The following is a 3,410-nucleotide window of genomic DNA, read 5'->3' as shown; positions in this document are numbered from 1 at the left end:
TTCGGATAAGAAGCGCATTGTTGATTTTATCAGTAAGGGAACTGGTGATAGCTTTTTCAGTGTCCTCCATGGATTCTACGAAGAAGTGAAACAGGAATGGGTTGGAGAAGATAGACGGATCGAAGACTTTGAGCAGGATGGCCCTAAGATTCTTATCATTTTAGACAATGCAAGTATTCATGGGCACCTCGATTAATTGCCTTATTGCAAACTCGAAGAGCCTGAAACCCCTGGAATCTCGTAGCCATTCTCAATAAGATTTGTATTTTTCGAGGTGTCCAGGAATCTAGATTTCGACGCGAGTCTCATTGTGAGACAGTGGCACTGGTTTCTAAAGGTATGATCCTTGATTCCTGGTCACCCAAAGTCCTTGTATAGAAAGGGCTCTAAAAGACATCCCACTTTAGCAGTCCAGTGCCGAGACAGTGCCTTCAGTATTTTTCGAGGTGCCCTCTTGATGAATTATTTGGATGTTTGCTTAATTATTCAGAAACCGAAGAGACGACTACCACACAGGCTACGAAACCATAGACCGCCAGCGCCAGCACCTCATTTTGGATTATTAACAACCTCCACGGTGCCATGCTGGCTGGTCACGGAATTGATATGATCGAATCCACCTTAGATAATCTGTTCGACTCTCCCCTCGAACATGTTCAATCCGAGGAATCCCTGATGGACGCCTATCACGACCCAACCCATCGCCTCCCCGATAACCGCTAAAATTGCGATCATCACCAGGCTTAAGAACGGATGCTCTACCCCCGGTCTCCCCGTGGATCTGGCAACAATGCTCATGGCTTGACGATCAGGATCTGTCATCGTGGATAAGAGGGCGTGGATAAGACGGGCATTTTCTAGCGTTGTTCTAGATGATGACCGATGTTCTAGTGCCAGGGTGGTTCCAGGGCTGCTTTGACGTGTCCCCTTTGTGCCAATCCGGTAGAAATTGATACCTAATGCGGTCTCGGCCATGGCCCACTCCGAATCTTGGTAGGGTAGTCTGCTAGAATTTCCTAAGGTTTTTGAGATGCAGCAGATGGGGCTCAACCGGGCACGAATTGCCATTGACGCAATGGGGGGCGACTATGCCCCTGGAGAAATCGTAGCAGGGGCCATTAGAGCCAAGGCCGAATTAGACGTAGATGTGCTCTTAGTGGGCGATCTGGATCAAATTCGCGCCTCCGTCGCCAGTCCCGAACACCTCCAGGGCATTGAACTGGTGGCTGCCGAAGGCACCATTGAAATGCATGAGGAACCCCTCAGTGCCCTGCGCCGCAAACCCCAGGCTTCCATCAACGTGGCGATGGACATGGTGAAGCAGAAGCGGGCCGATGCGGTGGTGTCGGCGGGGCACTCTGGGGCGGCGATGGCGGCGGCGTTGCTGCGTTTAGGACGGCTGAAGGGCATTGATCGGCCTGCCATTGGGGCGGTGTTCCCAACGGTGATCGCCAACAAATCCGTGCTGATTTTGGACGTGGGGGCCAATGTAGATTGTCGGCCCAAGTACCTAGAGCAGTTTGCCATGATGGGCACCATCTATTCCCGCTACGTGCTGGGGGTAGAGCATCCCAACGTGGGCCTGATCAACATTGGCGAAGAACCCAGCAAGGGCGACGAGCTTTCCCTCCAGGCGCACCAGCTTTTGCAAGATAACCCCAACATCCCCTTTGCAGGCAATGCCGAGGGGCGCGATATTCTTTCGGGCCAGTTCGATGTTGTCGTGTGCGACGGCTTTGTGGGCAACGTGCTGCTCAAGTTTGCCGAGGCCGTGGGCGAATCGGTGCTGCAAATTCTGCGGGAAGAACTGCCCCAGGGCATTCGCGGCAAGATTGGCACCGCCATCCTCAAGCCCAACCTGCGCCGGATTAAGCAGCGGGTAGACCACGCAGAGCACGGCGGCGGCCTGCTGCTCGGTGTGGCCGGGGTAACGGTGATCAGCCACGGCAGTTCCCAGGCTCCCTCGGTGTTCAACGCCGTGCGGCTAGCCAAGGAAGCCGTGGATAACCAAGTCCTAGACCGCATTCAGGCCCAGTATCAGCGGGTGGCCATGCCCGCCGCAGACGGAGAATAGCTTGTGGAACAGTTTATGCCCGGTGTTGCTCTGGTAGGCAGTGGCTCAGCCCGCCTGCCGGGGACGCTCACCAATGACGACCTCAGCCGCGTTGTCGATACTACCGACGAGTGGATCAGCACCCGCACGGGCATCCGCGCACGCCACCTCGCCGCCCCAGAAGAATCCCTAGCCTCCCTCGCCGCCCAAGCCGGACGCGCCGCCCTAGAGATGGCCCAGATCGCCCCAGAAGCGGTGGACATGATTCTGCTGGCCACCTCCACCCCCGATGACCTGTTTGGTAGCGCGGGCCAGGTGCAGGCCGAACTGGGGGCCAGTCGTGCTGTGGCTTTTGACCTTACGGCAGCCTGTTCCGGCTTTGTGTTTGCCCTGGTCACCGCTGCCCAATATATCCGTACCGGAGCCTTCCAAACGGTGCTAGTCATCGGGGCCGATGTGCTATCCCGCTGGACAGACTGGAGCGACCGCACCACCTGCGTTCTGTTTGGCGATGGGGCCGGAGCCGTGGTGCTAAAAGCCAGCGAACAGGACAACCTGCTGGGCTTCCAGCTTTGCAGCGATGGCTCCATGAACGGCGTCCTGCGGCTCCCCTACCAAGCCCAATCTGCCCCCCTCACCGAGGGCATCGCCGTCCAGCAGGGCACCTTCACCCCCATCACCATGAACGGGCGCGAGGTCTACAAATTTGCCGTCAGCCGTGTCCCGGAAGTGATTGAAAAAGCTCTGTTCCGGGCCAACCTCACCACCGCCGATATTGACTGGCTGATTCTGCACCAAGCCAACCAGCGCATACTCGATGCCGTGGCCCAGCGGCTGAAAGTACCCAGTGAACGGGTCGTTAGCAATATGGCCCAACACGGCAACACCTCCGCCGCCTCCGTCCCCCTGGCCCTGGATGAAGCGGTTCGCGCTGGCTACATCAAACCGGGCGACACCATCGCCACCGCTGGCTTTGGGGCAGGGCTAACCTGGGGTTCTGCCATTGTGAAATGGGGGTGATATCCCTATAATCGTATTGTCCAGATTTTATCGGCCAGCAATTTCATCATCGTTGCTGCTCGACCTTGCGGGCTAATAGACGATCACGCAAGCCCTGCGGATCAAATCGAGTCTCATTCATGTGTCGGATTTCTTGGGCTTGTTGCTGCCGCTGTTTGAGATAGGTTTCTACCTCTTCTTGATGATTGAGGTAGAAGGCAATGAAGGCATAAACGTCACCCAATCTTAAGCAACACTCCGGACAGTTTTTTGGGGTTGGGTTGGAAAAAAGCTATCCACCGCATAGAGTGCAGGTGCAAGTAAAACACGGTGCACCGATGGATAGCCTCAACAGCAT

4 protein-coding genes and 1 pseudogene are annotated in these 3,410 nt (G+C 55.9%); 3 read left to right on the top strand and 2 right to left on the bottom strand.

Annotated features, from left to right (window positions below; translation table 11 throughout):
• A pseudogene (locus H6G62_RS27570) lies at positions 1 to 196 on the top strand (IS630 family transposase); the annotation flags it as partial.
• A gap of 425 nt (positions 197 to 621) precedes the next feature.
• On the opposite strand, the gene H6G62_RS26325 reads toward H6G62_RS27570, so the two are convergent.
• On the bottom strand, positions 622 to 975 hold the full coding sequence (locus H6G62_RS26325) for a hypothetical protein (RefSeq protein WP_190500719.1): 354 nt from the start codon (positions 973 to 975) through the stop codon (positions 622 to 624).
• A 64-nt stretch (positions 976 to 1,039) separates the two neighbouring features.
• Between H6G62_RS26325 and plsX the strand changes: the two genes are divergently transcribed.
• Both plsX and H6G62_RS26315 read left to right on the top strand, forming a co-directional pair.
• The gene (gene plsX / locus H6G62_RS26320) at positions 1,040 to 2,074 is read left to right on the top strand and encodes a phosphate acyltransferase PlsX (protein WP_190500718.1); all 1,035 of its coding nucleotides are present in this window, start codon (positions 1,040 to 1,042) and stop codon (positions 2,072 to 2,074) included.
• Between the two features lie 15 nt (positions 2,075 to 2,089).
• Positions 2,090 to 3,073 carry a beta-ketoacyl-ACP synthase III gene (locus tag H6G62_RS26315; protein ID WP_190500717.1) on the top strand — a complete coding sequence of 328 codons (984 nt, stop codon included), beginning with the start codon at positions 2,090 to 2,092 and terminating at the stop codon, positions 3,071 to 3,073.
• A gap of 46 nt (positions 3,074 to 3,119) precedes the next feature.
• On the opposite strand, the gene H6G62_RS26310 is transcribed toward H6G62_RS26315, so the two are convergent.
• The gene (locus tag H6G62_RS26310) at positions 3,120 to 3,296 is read right to left on the bottom strand and encodes a hypothetical protein (RefSeq protein ID WP_242052285.1); all 177 of its coding nucleotides are present in this window, start codon (positions 3,294 to 3,296) and stop codon (positions 3,120 to 3,122) included.
• Between the last annotated feature and the right edge of the window lie 114 nt (positions 3,297 to 3,410).

The sequence above is a fragment of the Phormidium sp. FACHB-1136 genome, from assembly GCF_014697375.1.
Lineage (GTDB): Bacteria > Cyanobacteriota > Cyanobacteriia > Phormidesmidales > Phormidesmidaceae > Nodosilinea.
This window is presented reverse-complemented; position numbering and strand designations above follow the sequence as displayed.